This is a genomic window from Rhizobium sp. BK060 (assembly GCF_014193145.1).
Classification (GTDB): Bacteria; Pseudomonadota; Alphaproteobacteria; order Rhizobiales; family Rhizobiaceae; genus Rhizobium.
The window spans coordinates 58,509-74,722 of sequence record NZ_JACHYW010000013.1 but is presented as its reverse complement, the minus strand read 5'-3'; the positions used below and the strand labels follow the sequence as shown (position 1 = coordinate 74,722).

At 60.6% G+C, this 16,214-nt stretch carries 15 protein-coding genes and 1 tRNA gene; 11 read left to right on the top strand and 5 right to left on the bottom strand.

The features are described 5' to 3' along the window. Positions 1 to 123 precede the first annotated feature (123 nt). Complete coding sequence (locus FHT71_RS15870; RefSeq protein ID WP_132589332.1) at positions 124 to 801, top strand: TetR/AcrR family transcriptional regulator; 678 nt, start codon at positions 124 to 126, stop codon at positions 799 to 801. Between the two features lie 155 nt (positions 802 to 956). Next, positions 957 to 2,231: a Gfo/Idh/MocA family oxidoreductase gene (locus FHT71_RS15865; protein WP_007798271.1), complete on the top strand. Its 1,275-nt coding sequence runs from the start codon at positions 957 to 959 to the stop codon at positions 2,229 to 2,231. Here FHT71_RS15865 and FHT71_RS15860 read toward each other — a convergent pair. The 3 genes from FHT71_RS15860 to FHT71_RS15850 are packed head-to-tail and all read right to left on the bottom strand — an operon-like array spanning position 2,228 to position 6,124. Then, positions 2,228 to 3,238 carry a hydroxyacid dehydrogenase gene (locus FHT71_RS15860; protein ID WP_183720861.1) on the bottom strand — a complete coding sequence of 337 codons (1,011 nt, stop codon included), beginning with the start codon at positions 3,236 to 3,238 and terminating at the stop codon, positions 2,228 to 2,230. The genes FHT71_RS15865 and FHT71_RS15860 overlap by 4 nt on opposite strands. Then, a complete protein-coding gene (locus tag FHT71_RS15855; protein ID WP_183720858.1) occupies positions 3,235 to 5,091 on the bottom strand; it encodes a DUF2264 domain-containing protein in 1,857 nt (618 codons plus the stop codon). The genes FHT71_RS15860 and FHT71_RS15855 overlap by 4 nt, the downstream gene beginning before the upstream one ends. After that, on the bottom strand, positions 5,081 to 6,124 hold the full coding sequence (locus tag FHT71_RS15850; protein ID WP_132589338.1) for a LacI family DNA-binding transcriptional regulator: 1,044 nt from the start codon (positions 6,122 to 6,124) through the stop codon (positions 5,081 to 5,083). The genes FHT71_RS15855 and FHT71_RS15850 overlap by 11 nt, the downstream gene beginning before the upstream one ends. Before the next feature lie 139 nt (positions 6,125 to 6,263). Here FHT71_RS15850 and FHT71_RS15845 point away from each other — a divergent pair, with 139 nt between their 5' ends. The 6 genes from FHT71_RS15845 (at position 6,264) to FHT71_RS15820 (ending at position 13,832) form a co-directional block, all read left to right on the top strand. Beyond that, complete coding sequence (locus tag FHT71_RS15845; RefSeq protein ID WP_132589340.1) at positions 6,264 to 7,553, top strand: ABC transporter substrate-binding protein; 1,290 nt, start codon at positions 6,264 to 6,266, stop codon at positions 7,551 to 7,553. A gap of 174 nt (positions 7,554 to 7,727) precedes the next feature. Then, complete coding sequence (locus FHT71_RS15840; protein ID WP_007798284.1) at positions 7,728 to 8,750, top strand: LacI family DNA-binding transcriptional regulator; 1,023 nt, start codon at positions 7,728 to 7,730, stop codon at positions 8,748 to 8,750. A gap of 43 nt (positions 8,751 to 8,793) precedes the next feature. Continuing rightward, positions 8,794 to 10,032, top strand: coding sequence for a sugar ABC transporter substrate-binding protein (locus tag FHT71_RS15835; RefSeq protein WP_132589342.1), 1,239 nt, complete (start codon positions 8,794 to 8,796; stop codon positions 10,030 to 10,032). Positions 10,033 to 10,107: 75 nt separating this feature from the next. After that, complete coding sequence (locus FHT71_RS15830) at positions 10,108 to 11,022, top strand: sugar ABC transporter permease (protein WP_183720855.1); 915 nt, start codon at positions 10,108 to 10,110, stop codon at positions 11,020 to 11,022. Next, positions 11,022 to 11,885, top strand: a complete 864-nt coding sequence (locus tag FHT71_RS15825) for a carbohydrate ABC transporter permease (protein WP_132589346.1) — start codon at positions 11,022 to 11,024, stop codon at positions 11,883 to 11,885. The genes FHT71_RS15830 and FHT71_RS15825 overlap by 1 nt, the downstream gene beginning before the upstream one ends. A 24-nt stretch (positions 11,886 to 11,909) precedes the next feature. Beyond that, a complete protein-coding gene (locus tag FHT71_RS15820) occupies positions 11,910 to 13,832 on the top strand; it encodes a glycoside hydrolase family 127 protein (RefSeq protein ID WP_132589348.1) in 1,923 nt (640 codons plus the stop codon). A gap of 34 nt (positions 13,833 to 13,866) precedes the next feature. Here the strand turns inward: FHT71_RS15820 and FHT71_RS15815 are convergent, their stop codons facing one another. After that, the gene (locus FHT71_RS15815; RefSeq protein ID WP_132589493.1) at positions 13,867 to 14,607 is read right to left on the bottom strand and encodes a type 1 glutamine amidotransferase; all 741 of its coding nucleotides are present in this window, start codon (positions 14,605 to 14,607) and stop codon (positions 13,867 to 13,869) included. Positions 14,608 to 14,724: 117 nt separating this feature from the next. Here FHT71_RS15815 and FHT71_RS15810 point away from each other — a divergent pair, with 117 nt between their 5' ends. Beyond that, a complete protein-coding gene (locus tag FHT71_RS15810; protein ID WP_132589350.1) occupies positions 14,725 to 15,021 on the top strand; it encodes a SelT/SelW/SelH family protein in 297 nt (98 codons plus the stop codon). A 2-nt stretch (positions 15,022 to 15,023) separates the two neighbouring features. Here FHT71_RS15810 and FHT71_RS15805 read toward each other — a convergent pair whose 3' ends face one another. Beyond that, on the bottom strand, positions 15,024 to 15,386 hold the full coding sequence (locus tag FHT71_RS15805) for a BA14K family protein (protein WP_244423786.1): 363 nt from the start codon (positions 15,384 to 15,386) through the stop codon (positions 15,024 to 15,026). A 242-nt stretch (positions 15,387 to 15,628) separates the two neighbouring features. Here FHT71_RS15805 and FHT71_RS15800 point away from each other — a divergent pair. Together FHT71_RS15800 and FHT71_RS15795 are read left to right on the top strand one after the other, a co-directional pair. Then, positions 15,629 to 15,713, top strand: a tRNA-Leu gene (locus FHT71_RS15800). Between the two features lie 85 nt (positions 15,714 to 15,798). Next, positions 15,799 to 16,032, top strand: coding sequence for a hypothetical protein (locus FHT71_RS15795; RefSeq protein WP_183720852.1), 234 nt, complete (start codon positions 15,799 to 15,801; stop codon positions 16,030 to 16,032). Positions 16,033 to 16,214 lie beyond the last annotated feature (182 nt).

The following is a 16,214-nucleotide window of genomic DNA, read 5'->3' as shown; positions in this document are numbered from 1 at the left end:
AAGCTATGGACAAGCTTCGAGCCTGTCAAGCGCTGATGTGATAGTGCTCTTCGCGGTTCTCGTTTTTTACAATTTGCTCACAACGTACTATGAGCGCGTTGGGGAATTAAGAAAGGTGGGTCGATGGACAGCGCCAGCGGAAATAGGGAAAAGAAGACAGCAAGGCGTCGGTCATCCGAGCGGGTCTTGCAAAGAGACCCGGAGCGGACGCGCGCGGCAATCCTCGAAGCAGCGACAAAGGAATTCGCCGAAAACGGCATGGGCGGGGCGCGCGTAGATGCGATCGCCGAGCGAGCCGGCACCAATAAGCGCATGCTCTACCACTATTTCGGCGACAAGGAGCAACTCTATCTGCGGGTGCTTGAGGAGGCCTATGTCGGCATCCGTACGGCGGAGCGCGAGCTTCACATCGGCGATCGCACGCCGCAGGAAGGGATTGGCGAACTGGCGCTGTTCACCTGGCGCTATTTCCTGAAACACCCCGAATTCCTCAGCCTGCTCGGCACCGAAAACCTTCATCGCGCGCGCTGGCTGCGCCAATCCGTTCGGCTCAAGGAACTGCATTCGCATCTAATCGGAGAACTTGCCGAGGTGCTGGAGCGCGGCAAGAAGGCTGGCGTCTTTGCTGCCAGCGCTGATCCGCTGAATGTCTACCTGACGATCGCCTCGCTCGGGTACTTCTACCTCTCCAACCAGTATACGCTTTCGACGATCTTCGGTCGTGACCTGGTCGAACCGGGCAATCTCGACGCCTGGGAACGGCACATCGTCCATGTGACGCTCGCGTCGATTTCCGCCTGATCCGCGAAATTCGCAATCGCCTATTGACAGTGGACGGCGTCTGTCATCAGGTAACTATTTAGTTACAGCCTGATATGGTCCGCAGATTGGGGAGCCGCGACTTGTTGGGCACCAGACCAATTTTCGTTTCATGACAAATGAAGGAGGATCATAGGATGGAGAAACGTCGCTTTGCCTTGATTGGAACGGGAAACCGCGGCACCACCATGTGGGGCAAGGAACTGCTTGCCGGCTGGCGCGAGCATGTGGATCTCGTCGCGATCGTCGACACCAATTCGCTGCGTGCCGAGCGGGCCCGCACGATGATCGGCAGCAATGCGCCGATCTATGAGAACATCGACGCCATGCTCGCCGAACAGCAGGTCGACCTCGTGATCGTCTGCACGCCCGACTATACGCATGACGATATCGTCGTCCGTGCGCTGGAAGCCGGCATCGACGTCATCACAGAAAAACCGATGACCACCGCTGTCGACAAGATCCGCCGTATCCTCGATGCCGAAAAGCGCACAGGCAAGCGCGTCGACGTCTCCTTCAACTATCGCTATGCGCCGACAGCCGCCAAGATCAAGGAACTGCTGAACGCCGGCGAGATCGGCCGCGTGACCTCGGTCGACTTCCACTGGTATCTCGACACCAAGCATGGCGCGGACTATTTCCGTCGCTGGCACGCCTATACGGAAAATTCCGGCAGCCTTTTCGTCCACAAGGCGACGCACCACTTCGATCTCTTGAATTGGTACCTGGACAGCGACCCGGATGCAGTCACCTCTTTTGCCGATTTGCAGAATTACGGCCGCAAGGGGCCGTTCCGCGGCCCACGCTGCAAGCTCTGTCCGCATACCGGCGAGTGCGACTACTATCTCGATCTCGAGGCCGATCCCTTCCTCGATTCTCTGTACGAGGATCCGTCGAAGATCGACGGCTACTTCCGCGACGGCTGCGTCTATCGCGAGGATATCGACATCCCCGACACGATGGTCGTCAGCATCCGCTACAAGAACAATGTCCACGTCTCCTATTCACTGAACACCTTCCAGCCGATCGAAGGCCACCACATCGCTTTCAACGGCACGCAAGGGCGCATTGAGTTGAGGCAATACGAGAAGCAGCCGTGGGAAACACCCGATGAGGACACCATCCTGCTCGTGCGCAACTTTCCGAAGGGCAAGGATGCCGTCGAGCGAATCGTCGTGCCGCACTCTCCTGGCGGCCATTACGGCGGCGACGACCGGATGCGCAACATGATCTTCAAGCAGGGCATGGACGACAAGCTCGGTCAGCGCGCCGGGACGCGCGCCGGCGCCATGTCGGTGCTCTGCGGCATTGCCGCTCTGAGCAGCTCGCGCACCGGCAAGGTCGTAAAGATCTCCGACCTGATGCCGGACATAGTCGCGGCCGGTGTGCCGGGCAATCTGAAAGCCGGCTAAGCAATCAGTGCCAGATCACGGCGCTGGATCTGATAGCGGAGCGGTTCGCCCTTGACGAACCGCTCTATTTCATCAGCGGCCATGTCACCGAGGCGTCCGCGTTCCAGCCCCACGGCGCCGGCGATGTGTGGCGTCAAGAAGACATTCGGCAGGTCATAGAAGCCGGATGCCTTCTCCGGTATCTCAGGATCGGTCACGTCGATGATGGCTTCGATCCGGCCGGTGTGAAGCGTCGCCAGCAGTGCGGCTTCATCGATCAAGGCGCCGCGCGCCGTGTTGATCAGCGTGGCGCCGTCTTTCATCAGCGACAGTTCTCGGCTTCCGATCATATGACGCGTCGATGGCAGCGAGGGTGCGTGCAGGGAGACGATGTCGGACTGCTGCAGGAGCGTCGGCAGATCCACCTTCTCGGTTCCGAGGCTTTTTGCCTCGGTGGCATCGAGGGTCGGGTCGAAGAGAAGCACGCGGTACTCGAATGGTCGCAGCAGCTCGATAACCCTTCGACCGATGCGGGAGGCGCCGACAATGCCGACCGTGCGACGATAGTTGCCGATTGCCAACCGTTGCATCGCATGCGTCCGGTCGCGATTGCGTTCAGTGACGTAGAGGTCGCGGAAGCGAAACACGTGCTTGCCGGCAAAGATGATCGCCGCAAGCGTAAACTCCGCGACGGGGATGGAATTTGCTTCCGCGGCGTGCGTCACGGCTATACCGGCATCGAAGACCTGCTCGTCGACAATCCCCTTCACAGTTCCGGCCGCATGCGCGATCAGCCGCAGCCGTGGAGCAGCCGCAAGCACCTCGCGCCCGACGTAAGGGGACCCCCAACCCGTGATAAGAATCTCGGTCTCTGCGAGAACGCGCCGGGCGCGATCATCATCAAAGCGCTGCAGGGGTTGGGTATCAAGCAGGTCGCCAAGCTCGCTGAGCCGGCGCAGTGTCGCAGCGGGCAGGACATGCTCCGTCCGCGAAGGCTGCATCGCAAGCGCGATGGAGGGGTGCTTCATGGCATCTGCCCCGGCGCCTCGATGGCACTGACCCTGATGCCCTCTTTCGCGACAAGCGCTTCGAGTTCGGCAATATCAGGGACCTTCGGTGGGGTGGTCCAGGCACCGGTCACGGTACCTGTGTCGTTTGCGGCAAGAACGGCTGTCATCAGGATCGTCCGGCCAGCCGGTACTTCTCCGCGCAACTGCGGCACCAGCGTCTTGGCGACGATCAAGTTGGTATTCGGAGGCGCCTTCTGCGTCAGGCCCGTGCGTGGCACCTCAGAACCGATGTCGAGAATGCCGCTGAAATCCTCTTCGCCGATCGCGTAGGCGCTCGAGCCCTCCGCGACCAGCGTATCGAGCTCGAAATCGCGGCGCGCGATCGCAAAGCCTCCTTCCGCCGTCTGCAGCGGCCGTGGCGTGTTGATGCGGTGAACGCGGATGTGCCAGGGCGCTGCCGGCACCAGCCAGGTTTCGACCTCCACGTCCCGGAATGGTGACCACTTTGAGTAGAGAACGTTGCCCGCAAGCTTGGCTTCCTGATTGTTCTCCCGAACCCGGTAGTGCAAGCCGTCATCGCTGAAGGCGAGGGTCGAATCGAGGGCCGCGCCAGCGAAGTTGCGCTCGTCGGATTCCACACTGAAGCCGTAGCGGCTGGAATAGGCGAATTTCGCGTATTTCTCCGTGCCGAACCGCATCTGCAGGTTCTCCTGGCCGGAGGAGAGCGCCACCACGTCGCCGGCATTGCGCATCATCACCATGCCGGGATGGCGTTGCGGCAGGACACTCGCCGTCTGCTGAGGCGGCGTTTCCTCGATCGTCCAGAAGGGATGATCTTCTGCGAGGGCAAGCGGCAGAAACGCCTTGAAGGCCCAGTAGGGCGAACCGGCGGAATTGTAGTTCTCCGACATCAGCAGGTTGGGATAACCGAAACCGATCGACAGAATGCCGTCACGGTTCGTCATTGGCTTGTCCTTCCACCAGCGCAGATGCTGAAGGCACAGGCTCTTGATCTCGCCCCAAGGCAGCGCTTCAAGATCGGCAAAGGCAAGGGCTGACCAGAAGCCTGCACACGCGAAACGGTAGGTCAGGCTGCGGCCGAACGGAATCGTCGCCCCATCCGATCCGAACCAGTGCTTGAAGTCGTTTGCGAAGAGGAGAGCGCGCTCGCGATAGCGCTTTGCGTAATCGTCATCGATGAGCTTGGAATAGATCAGGCCGTAGAAATGCATGGCGAACGGGATGTAGTGGTCGATGCGGCGCACATTGCCGTCACGGTACCATCCGTCGCCGATGTAGAAGCCCTCCAGCTCCTCGAGATATTGCTTGGTCAAGGTGCGGTCGAAATTGGCGCCCACGCGGTCGAGTGCGATGTCGACGAAAATGCGAAAGAATTTCCAGTTGTTGTCGGCATAATCGAACTGCCGCGCGTGCTTGAGGTAGGCGACGACGTTGTCGCGTGCCCGGCCGCCAAGCGGCTCCCAGACCTTCTCCGGCACGAGCGCCAAGGCAAAACCCAGCGCCGCAAGCTCGACCATGCGCTGGTCGCGGCCGTTGACGGTTCCCCAATATTCGGGGTGTTTCGGGTCGGTGCCATTGGCGATACCTTCGGTAAAGCGATGCCACTCCGTAAATTCGCCGCCGCCGGCTCCTAGCGGCGCCAATCCCCAGAGCGGTCGCGCAAAGCCTTCGAGATCCGCTGCAGCGCGGTCGAAATGCGCAGCCGCTCCGTCGAGCCGCACGCGCGCATTGCCTGCCGAGAAATAGGACAGCAGCGGATCGAAGAGGTCGCGAAGTGCGCGCGACATATCTTCGCGCGTTTTCAGCGGGTTGTTGGCGAGCGGATTTGCACTGGCAGGGTCATAGGTCATCGGCATTGCTCTTTGAGGAGTGCGGGACGGTGCCGCCGGCAATCGGCACGACGGCATGGCAAATCTGGCGGGCGGGGGCGGTGCGGTCCTTGAAGCGCGCAACCATGAGACCGGCCGCCTCCCTGCCGAGCGTCACGCGATCCACACGCATGGTCGACAGCGGCGGGTTGGTCATCAGCGCGCAGGGAAGGTCGTCGAAGCCGACAATGGCGAAGTCATCAGGCACGCGTAGCCCGGCCTCGGTTACGGCCTCGAGAACGCCGACGGCGATGAAGTCGTTCATGCAGAAGGCGGCGGTGAAACCAGCATTCTCGCCGAGCACGGCGGCCGTCAGTTCATGCGCCTCATGGCTGGCGCTCCCCTGGAAGGTCATCGACACGAGACGCCCTTCGGCGCCTTCGACCTCGGCGATCGCAGCCTTGAAACCCCGCACGCGTTCGCGAATGGTGTGACGATGCGAGCCGGTCAGATGTAGGATCCGGCGGTGGCCGGCGTTCAGCAGGCGCGCCGTCGCTTCATATGCGCCGAAGAAATTCGATGGTGAAACGCCATCGAGCCGCAGCCGCGGATCGGTGCCGTTGACAAGCACTGTCGGAATTGCCGCGTCCTCCAACCAGGCGCGCAACTCGGCGCTCGGATCGATCCCGACCAGGAACAGCCCACCGGCGCTTGCCGTCCGCATGTATTCGTGAACGACATCGGGCGTCGCCCGGTTCTCGCGGATCAGCCGCACCTCGAAGGGTATGCCGGCGTCAAGTGCGCCGGCGCGCAATCCCTCGACGATCCCTTCGTAAAAGACGCTCAGCCCGCCGGTTACGCCGTCGCTTGCAATCAGCGCCAGGCCGCCGCGCAGCGGCCCGGTCACGGCGCGGGCCGAATAGCCGTTTTCGGCCGCCACTTTGAGAATATGCTGGCGCACGCTCTCGCTGATGCCGGGCTCGTTGGCGAGCACGCGGGACACGGTGGATACGGACACGCCCGCCATTGCGGCGATATCGGCCTGCCTCAGTCGCTTGGTCTTGATCTCGTTCATGACAACGAAATTATGCAAATAATGCAAATTTGCAAGAGAAAGATAATTTGTTGCATAGGAGATTTTTTTGCGTAATCTACGCTGCATGGCCCGTTCAGCTGTTGGAGGATGGCGGGGCGATGAAAGAGGAGGATGAAACATGCAGGTCAATCGCCGTTCATTTCTGATGGGCTCGGCAGGTGTCGCTGCCGGGCTGGCCTTCGGGGCCGGAAGCGCAATTCCGGCCTTTGCGGACGACGCCAAATTGCGTGCCATGTGGTGGGGATCGAACGATCGTGCCAAGCGCACGCTCGATGTCGCCAAGCTCTACGAAAGCAAGAATCCCGGCGTCTCGATCGTCGGCGAATCGCTGAGCGGCGACGGCTACTGGACGAAGCTCTCCACGCAGATGGCCGGCCGCGCCATCGCCGACGTCTTCCAGCTAGAGCCGGGAACAATCTCGGACTATTCCAAGCGCGGCGCATGCCTGCCGCTGGACGAATTCGTCCCCTCGACATTGAAAGTCGATTCCTTCGGCAAGGATATACTGAAGCTGACGACGGTGGACGACAAGCTCTACGGCATCGGTCTCGGTCTCAACTCCTTCGCACTGTTCTTTGACCAGACAGCCTTTGAAAAGGCGGGCATTCCGGTGCCGACGGCGGATCTGACCTGGGATGAGTACGCCAAGCTCGCGGTCGAACTCACGAAAGCCGGCGGCAAGGATAACTACTGGGGCGGCCCTTATGGCGCGCGCTACGCCTACGTCTTCGATGCTTGGCTGCGCCAGCGCGGCAAGAGCCTCTATGCCGACGGCAAGCTCGGCTTCAATGTTGATGACGCAACGGCCTGGTTCACCTATTGGGAAGATCTACGCAAGAAGGGTGGCACGGTTGCGGCCGACGTGCAGACGCTCGATCAGAATACGATCGACACCAACTGCCTGGCGCTCGGCAAGTCGGCGATGGGTATGGCCTATTCCAACCAGCTTGTCGGCTATCAGCTGATTTCCAAGAACAAGCTCGCGATCACGCTCCTGCCGCGTGAAAAGAAGGGTGGTCCGTCCGGCCACTACTATCGCCCGGCGTTGATCTGGAGCGTTGGCGGAACCACGAAGAACGGCGAGGCTGCGGCCAAGTTCATCGATTTCTTCGTCAATGATGTCGAGGCTGGCAAGATCCTTGGCGTGGAGCGTGGCGTGCCCCTATCGCCTTCCGTGCGCGAGGCGATCCTGCCCAACCTTAATCCGACCGAGCAGGCCACCGTGAAGTATATCAACCTGCTGAAAGATCAGGTCGGCGAATATCCGGCGCCTGCGCCGCTCGGTTCGACCCAATTCGATCAACGCGTCTTCCGCCCGATCGCCGACGAGCTCGCGTTCGAGCGGACGAAACCTGCCGAAGCGGCGGCACGCCTCCTGGAAGAAGGTAAGGCGACGATCAAGGGCTGATCGCACGCCACATCGGCTAAGCTTTGGATCGCGGCGGCCATTGGTCTGCCGCGTTTTTCTGTGTCTCCAAATGCTTTGATGACAATCGTATGATTTTTGCCTGAGAAAACCTTTTCTCACTTGACGCAAAAGGTGGGAAAAGCTTTTCTCATGCTTAAATGAGGAGAAAGCGCGGTGAACATCGCGGGAGGAAAAAGAGGCCGGATCACCATCCACGACGTCGCGGCGGCGGCGGGGGTCAGCATTTCGACCGCCTCGAAGGCTCTGAACGAGACCGGTCGCATGAGTGCGGAAACCCGCGAGCGCGTAAAGCGCATTGCCGGCGAAGTTGGTTTCCGCCCGAACGCGCTCGCCCGGGGCCTCTTGAGCAAGCGCAGTTTCACGATCGGCCTGCTGACCAATGATACCTACGGGCGCTTCACGCTGCCTGTGATGGCCGGCATTTCAGAGGCGCTCGTCGATCACGGCGTATCGGTTTTTCTCTGTGCGATCGAAGATGATCCGGCGCTTGGCCAGATTCATGTCGACGCAATGCTCGAAAAGCAGGTCGATGGCATCATTGCCACCGGCAAGCGATTGGATCGGCAGCTTCCGGTCGATCTGTCGAACCTGCATGTCCCTGTCGTCTACGCGTTCACAGAGGGGACGCCGGCAAGCGTCACCTTCCGCTCCGACGACGCGCAGGGTGCGCAATTGGCGGTGGAGTGGTTGGTCAAAATGGGCCGTCGGCGGATTGCCCATGTGACTGGGCCGGAGAGCTTTTTTTCCGTCCGCGAACGCGCGGATGCCTATCGCGATGTCATTGGCGGTGAGGGCCTCGTCATGTTCGGCCATTGGGCGGAGGCCTGGGGGCACGAAGCCGTTGCAGAGATCTGGAACGGAGAGAGCGAAAAACCGGACGCCATCTTCTGCGGCAACGATCAGATCGCCCGTGGCGCTGTGGATGCGCTCCGCGAGCGCGGTGTTCGCGTGCCGGAGGATGTTTCCGTGGTCGGCTTCGACAATTGGGAGATTGTCGCCGGCCAGACGCGACCCCCGCTTACCTCCGTCGATATGGAGCTGAAGGAGCTGGGGCGCCAGGCCGGATTGACGGTTCTGGCGCTGGCGGAGGGACGCCCGGTGGAACCAGGCGTCAGGAAATTGCCGTGCCGTCTCGTGGTGCGGCAGTCATGCGGGGCCCAAAACCCCAGGAGATGAAGAGCCGGCGCGGAGGAGATGCGCCAATTTGGGAGGAAGTGCCATGATTAAGCGTCTGCTGGCTGCGACAAGCGTTGCCACCCTATGCCTGGTGTCCGGAGCATCGGCCGCCGAAAAGGTCGAAATGTGGGTCCGCACGGGTATCGGCGAGTCCTTCAAGAAAGTCGTCGAAGCCTACAACTCCAGCCACGAGAACCAGGTTGTTGCGACGGAGGTTCCGTTCTCGGAACTTGTCCAGAAATACGCAACGGCGATCGCCGGCGGCCAGGCGCCGGACGCCTTGTCGATGGACCTTATCTACAACCCGGCCTTTGCCGCTGCGGGACAGCTGGAAGACTTGACGGATTGGGCAAAGAAATTGCCCTATTTCAATTCGCTATCGCCATCGCATGTTCGCCTCGGCACCTATCAGGATCGCGTCTACGGCCTGCCGCTTTCTGTCGAAACGTCGGTCTTCGCCTGGAACAAAGACCTTTACAAGAAGGCTGGTCTCGACCCTGAAAAGGCGCCCGCGACCTGGGAGGAAATCACAACCAACGCCGAGAAGATCCGCAAGCTCGGTGACGATACCTACGGCTTCTATTTCTCCGGCGGTGGTTGCGGCGGCTGCATGATCTTTACGTTCACGCCGCTCACCTGGGGTGCAGGTGCTGATATCCTGTCGGCCGATGGCAAGACGGCGACGCTTGACACCCCGCAGATGCGCAAGGCCGTCGACTACTATCGCGACATGGTGAAGAAGGACCTTGTCCCGGCAAGTGCTGCCAGCGACAATGGTGCCAACTTCCTGACCTTTACCAACGGCAAGATCGGTCAACAGAGCCTCGGCGCATTCGCGATCGGCACGCTCGTCACCGAGCATCCCGACATCAACTTTGGCGTGACCCTCATCCCGGGCGTTGACGGCAAGCCGTCCTCCTTCGCCGGCGGTGACAACTTCGTCATCACCAAGGGCACCAAGAAGATCGATGCCGTGAAGGAATTCCTCGAGTACATTTATTCGATGGACGGCCAGAAAGTCATGGCGAAGTACGGTAGCCTGCCGACCCGCGGCGATATCGCCGACAAGGTGCTCGCCGGTCTCGATCCAAGGATGCAGGTCGGCCTGAAAGCCATCTCGGTCGCAAAGACACCGTACACGCTGCAGTTCAACGATCTGATCAACAGCGCCAACGGTCCGTGGGCAACCTTTACGAACGCCGCCATCTTCGGTGACGACGTCGACGGTGCCTTGAAGAACGCACAGTCGGAGATGCAGTCGATCATCGACAGCGGCCAATAATCTCCCAACGGCCGTGGCCGGAGGGTGGTGGCAGTCCTCCGGCCGATTTTATCAGGAATGATGCGGAGTGTTTCGATGACCGTGACGGGTCGAAAGCAGACAGCATGCGTGCGCAGACGCGCCCCGAGACCGGAATGGACCGGTCTCCTTTATATCGCTCCGGCGATGCTTTTGGTGATCATGTTCTTCGTGTTGCCGGTCGCCTTCACCGCCTGGATGAGCCTTCACAACTGGCCGCTGATGGGGGCCTCGCGCTGGATCGGCTTCAACAACTACTTCCGCATGTTCAATGACGGCCGTTTCGTCGCGGCGCTGAACTTCACTGCCTATTACACGGTCATCGTGACGATCCTCATCTTCGCGGTCGCCTTTCCGCTTGCTCTTTTCGTCGAGCGGCAGCGGGCCTTCGTCAGTACCTATCGCACCGTCATCTTCCTGCCCGTCGTCGTCGGTTTAGCGTCGGCGTCGCTGCTGTGGGTATGGCTTGCCAATGTCGACAGCGGGTTCATCGGACCCGCCTTGAGGGCGCTCGGACTTGTCGAGAAGAGCCCCAATCTGCTTGCCACCTTCGACAGTGCATTCCTGACGATCTGCGTCATGGTGGTGTGGAAGATAGCCGGCTTTACAATGATCATCCTGCTGACAGGACTGCAGGCGATCCCGGCCGATCTGACGGAGGCCGCCGTCGTCGATGGGGCAAGCTGGTGGCAGCGGTTCCGTTTTCTGACGCTGCCGCTGATGCGCAGGACGATCGCGCTGGCGCTCATCATTTCCGTGACGGGGTCGATCCTCGCCTTTGATCAGTTTTACATCATGACCTCTGGCGGACCGCAAAACCGTATGATCTCCGTCGTCTACTACATCTTCAACCAGTCTTTCGTGTCCTTCAATCTCGGATATGGCGCGGCCTTGTCGATTGCGCTTCTCGCCATTCTCGTGGTCATCAGCGTCGCGCAGCTCTGGCTGCTGCGTGTTGGGGAGGAGGGCTGATGAGCCTCGTCACCGGTCGCAAGAGAAGCCGCGAAATCCGTGGGCAGGCCGCCTACCACGGCACCGGCATAGCCGTTGCCATTTTCTTTCTCGCTCCGTTTGTCATTACGCTGCTGGCCTCGTTCCGGCATGGAACGGAGGCGCGGCTGCCGCCGCTGCCGCCATGGCCGACAAACGGCATCAGTTTCGATTCCTACCGTTCGCTCGACAGTTTCGGCGCCGGCATTTTGCAGCACACCCTCAATTCGCTCATCGTGTCGCTTGCGACCGTTGTGCTGACCGTGGTGATCAGCCTGCTCGCCGGCTACGGCTTTTCGCGTTATCGCTTCCCGCTGAAGAATGTCTTCTTCATCCTGATCATCGCGACGCTGATGATCCCGTTCCAGTCGATCCTCACGCCGCTCTTCATCATCCTCGCCAGGCTCGGGCTCAACAATTCGCTCTTTGGCCTGACGCTGGTTTACGTGACGCTGCAGCTGCCGTTTTCGGTGTTCATGATGCGCAACGCCTTCGATGCGGTGCCGAAGGAGATCGAGGAAGCAGCGCGCATCGACGGCGCCCACGATCTGAAGATGCTCGTGCTGGTTCTGCTGCCGCTCGTACTGCCGGGCGTCGCGACGGTGGCGATCTTCGCCTTCCTCAATGCCTGGAACGAATTCCTGGCCGCGCTTGTGCTGCTTTCCAGCAACGAGAAATACACGCTGCCTGTCCTTATGATGGCGGTGCGCGCCGGTCGCCTCGGGGCGATCAACTGGGGTGCCGTGCAAGCGGGTGTCGCAGTCATGACCATCCCTTGCCTCATCGTCTTCCTGCTTCTGCAACGCTACTACATGCGCGGGCTCATGGCCGGCGCGGTGAAATGACTTCTAAAAGAGATGGATCAAGCCATGAACAAGTTGAAAAGAGACCGCCAGTTTCGTCCGCTTCCCGTGCCTGATGTCGATGTGCACGGCCTCTTCGGGGAGCGCCAGGACGCGATCTGCGATTCCACCGCTGAAACGCTGCTCGACCGTTGCGTCGAGGCGGGGATGTTGCGTGCGATCGATATCGACCAGCCGAGCCCCGGGATCGTGATCCCGATCGGCCCATGGGGTGGTTCTACGCAAATGTTCTGGGATAGCGATTTCGGCAAGTCGATCGAGACCGTTGCCTACTCGCTCTATCGCCGCGCCAATCCCGCTCTGGAAGCCCGCGTCGATGCCATCGTCGACATGTATGAGAAGCTGCAGGACAAGGATGGCTATCTGAATGCGTGGTTTCAGCGGGTTCAGCCCGACCGCCGCTGGACCAACCTGCGCGACCATCACGAACTCTATTGCGCCGGCCACCTGATGGAAGGGGCGGTCGCCTATTATCAGGCCACCGGCAAGCGCAAGCTGCTCGATATCATGTGCCGCTTTGCCGACTACATGATTACCGTCTTTGGTCACGGCCCGGGCAAGATCCCCGGCTATTGCGGCCACGAGGAAGTCGAACTGGCGCTGGTCAAGCTTGCCCGTGTGACGGGCGAGAAGAAGTATCTGGACCTTGCCAAGTTCTTCATCGACGAGCGCGGAACCGAACCGAACTTCTTCACCGAAGAAGCAATTCGTGACGGCCGCGATGCCGCCGACTTCCATCAGAAGACCTATGAATATGGCCAGGCCCATCAACCGGTTCGCGAACAGAAGAAGGTCGTCGGTCATGCCGTGCGCGCCATGTATCTCTATTCCGGCATGGCCGACATCGCGACGGAGTATAATGACGACAGCCTGACCGGGGCGCTCGAGACGCTCTGGGACGACCTGACGACCAAGCAGATGTACGTCACCGGCGGCATCGGGCCGGCGGCCGCCAACGAAGGCTTCACCGACTACTACGATCTGCCGAACGAAAGCGCCTATGCCGAGACCTGCGCATCAGTCGGCCTGGTCTTCTGGGCGAACCGCATGCTCGGACGCGGCCCGAACCGGCGCTATGCCGATATCATGGAGCAGGCGCTCTACAATGGCGCCATGGCCGGCCTGTCGCTCGACGGCAAGACGTTCTTCTACGAGAACCCGCTGGAAAGCGCCGGCAAGCACCATCGCTGGATTTGGCACCATTGCCCCTGCTGCCCGCCGAACATTGCCCGGCTGCTCGCCTCGATCGGCTCCTATATGTACGGGGTCGCGGAAGATGAGATCGCCGTCCATCTCTATGGCGAAGGCAGGGCGCGATTCAAGATGGCGGGTGCCGATGTCGCACTGACCCAGAAGACCCGCTACCCCTGGCATGGTGCTGTTCATTTCGACGTCAAGACGAGCAAGCCGGCGCAGTTTGCGGTTTCGCTGCGCATCCCGGGATGGGCAAACGGCGCCACGCTTGCCGTCAACGGCGAGGCAATCAACATCGGTTCGGTCGACGTCGACGGTTACGCCCGCATCGAACGCGAATGGCGCGATGGCGACAAGATCGATCTGGACATCCCGCTGGAAGCGCGCTCCCTCTGGGCAAACCCGTTGGTGCGCCAGGACGCCGGACGCGCCGCCCTGATGCGGGGCCCGCTCGTCTATTGTGTGGAGGCAACGGATAATGGGGCGGGCCTGAACGGCATCCGGCTTGGCGAAGACATTGCGGCAAAGACGGCGGAGATCGCCGAGCTCGGTGGTGCGATTGCCCTCGATATTCCTGTGACGAAGGATGAGGCGGATTGGGGCGCGACGCTCTATCGCACCAGGCCTCCCGCGGCCGAGAAGGCGACAGCCCGTTTCGTGCCCTACCATCTCTGGGACAATCGTGCGCCCGGTGAAATGCTCGTCTGGGTCCGTTCCGCGACCCAGCGTGAGTGATGCAGCGTTAGTTCGCCTACTGTCGTCGCCGGCTTTATCTGCCGGCGACTGCCTTGGGTTGCCGCCGCGCCTGCGCTTTGATCATGCATACCCAATTGCGCCCGATCGCAAGACCGCTTGCATCTGATTCGCTCGCATGCTTGGCAGCAAGCCCCGCATAGCCTTCATGCCAGCCCGGCTCCATCTGCTCGATCCAAGCGGCAAATTCGGCCTTCCAGCTGTCGATCACCGATGCGCTGGCCTCGAAGTGGAACTGCGTGCCATACGCCGCGCGTCCAACGCGAAACGCCTGGTTCTCCGTCAGGCCGCTTGTGGCGAGACGCGTCGCGCCCTCCGGTAGCGTAAACGTGTCACTGTGCCACTGGAAGGTTGTGAAATCGTCCGGGAGGTCGGAGAGCAGTCCATCCGTCTGGCCCTCCTTGGACTTGCTGACTGCGTGCCAGCCGAACTCCAGTCCGGCGTTCAGATGGTTCTCCGCGCCGTAAGCACGCGCGAGAATCTGTGCGCCGAGGCAGATGCCGAGCACTGCCTTGTCGGCCTCGACGAAGTCGCGCATCAATTGCGCAAGCGTCGGCAGATACGGATAGTTCTGATCATCGATCGCATTCTGCTCGCCGCCGAGCACCACCAGAGCGTCATGACCGGCACTGCCCGCAGGCAGCTTGCCGTCGATCCAGGGACGGAAGCGCTCAATTTCTGCATTGGCCTCCGCCAGCGCCACGCCCAGCGAGCCAAGCGGCGTGCTCTTCATGTTCTCGATGACGGCGACCCGCATCAGCATCTCCAATACGATCTTCGACTCGGACAGGAACACCAAGCGCTCTACGATTGCAATATCGATTGCGCCACGCCTCGGCAGTTCTTAAATCGGCATGACGAAAGGAAACCTGACATGAGTGACGAGAAGGCCCGCGTGACTATCCTCTACTGCACCCAATGCAACTGGCTGCTGCGGGCCGGCTGGATGGCGCAGGAGCTTCTGCAGACCTTTGCCGACAGCCTCGGCGAGGTGGCGCTCATTCCTGGGACTGGCGGCAACTTCGAAATACGGGTCGATGACGTGCTGATCTGGGAGCGTAAGCGTGATGGCGGCTTTCCCGGTCCGAAGGAGTTAAAGCAGCGCGTCCGCGACATCATCGAGCCCGGCCGGGACCTCGGTCACGTCGACCGCGCCTCGCTGGAAAGCTGAGCCTAGTCGTAAGGTGAATTGCAGGTCTTGTAGATGCCTTCGTAAGTCACGAATCGGTCGGTCTTCGGATTGTAGGTCCGATACTGATTGCGGCACCAATCGACGTGAAATTGTCGTCCTTGCGTCTTAGGCTGCACCGTGCGCACTGGCGGCGGATCGTAATAAAGCGGTGCCGGTCCCCGCGCGCCTGGCCGATAGTAGGTCGGGCCGGTGGCCGTCGGCGGTCGATAGTTAGGCTGGACGTAGGACGGTCGGAACGATTGTACCGGCCCGAAGGTAAAGCAGCCGCGCGCATCGCACATGGTCGACCCCACAGGGACGATGTCCGACTGGCCGGCGACGGGCGAAAAGGCGCCAAGCGGCATCGCAAAGACCGCATTGGGCAGCAGCGAGAAGAGCGCAATCAGGCAGAGTTTGTGAAGGCCGGGCATCGGACGATCCTTTCTTGCTGCATTTATATAGGGCCGATTATGTCGATCGCTACCGCTGCCTCAGATTGGGCCCTCGTCAACAGAGACCGGCATCAACGAGTTTTTTGCTGCCTGTCAGGAAAACTTTAAAAACCCTGTTGACAGCAAGAGGCCACGCCCGTACATGGCTCTCCGTCGCCCAGATGGCGGAATTGGTAGACGCGCAGGTTTCAGGTACCTGTGCCGCGAGGCGTGGAGGTTCGAGTCCTCTTCTGGGCACCATTCCATTTTGATCGTTATCCAGATCAAATACTTAGGCCTTTCCAATAAGTTGCGCTCACCACACCGTGTAACAAAGGTGAGTAACATGAGGCTGCAACTGGTGGCGCCGACGCAGCCGAAAAGATTCGGCCAATCCGCATTTATCCAGCGTATTCCCAGCGACTTGAAGGCCAGTATGGTCGGCATGACGGTCGAAATGCCGCTTGGTACTGACGCTGTTCCCATCACCATCACCGACAAGATGCAGGCCATACGGTTGTCCCTACGCACGGCAGATGCTGGCGAAGCGAAGGCAGGCAGCAATCATTGCCTATCTTGAAGGCCTCTACCGCAACCTTCGGGCTACGCGCGGATCTCGCCGACCATAAACAATGCGTGGCGCTGTCCGGCGAATTGTATCGGTCTTGGCTGGCCGACCTTGAGACATCCCGGCGGATCACGTTTCAGGTCGAGGCAGAAGCGTCGTGGGATACGGCGTTGACTTGGAGGAAGAGGCGGCCG